The sequence below is a fragment of the Neisseria sp. P0021.S006 genome, from assembly GCF_051956895.1.
In genome coordinates, this window is sequence record NZ_JBQCWZ010001144.1 from 1 (window position 1) to 485 (window position 485).

The window sequence follows — 485 nt, forward strand, 5'->3', positions numbered from 1 at the left end:
GGCTGTTTCAAGCGTGTTTTAAGCGTGCCGTCTTTACCGGCAATCGGCAGCGTACTGATAAACTCGTTTTTAAACGGGCTGAAGTAGGCTTTTTCCAACATTTGCGCCATCATTCGCGCATTAAGCCGTTCTACGCGGGACAGGCCTGAGCCGTTTTCCAACACCAGCCCTTCCGTATTGATACCGGCAACCGCCAGCTCGCTTTTTACGATAGAGGCGGCCTTAGTCTGCGCCAGCTTGTAATCAGACACATTTCCGGCAAATTTAAGGAAAACCGAACGGGCAATCAGATTATTAGAATGCTTGTTCATATCGGTGAGGATATCGGTAAGCGGTTTGGATAGATGGCTTGCCAACACATGCGCATCATGAGGCGCAACACCTGTCGTCAGGCCGTCTGAAACCGTACCGTCTTGTTGGCGCCATTGGTTCACAAAACTTTTGCCGACAAATTCTTTCATGCTGTACATATGCAGATACAGCTC

The 485-nt window shown here is 49.3% G+C and carries 1 protein-coding gene; it reads right to left on the minus strand.

The window, feature by feature from the left end; genetic code table 11:
- Positions 1-485, minus strand: a 485-nt coding sequence (locus ACTHUM_RS19170) for a D-alanyl-D-alanine carboxypeptidase (RefSeq protein ID WP_440403866.1), incomplete at both ends; no start/stop codon positions are given.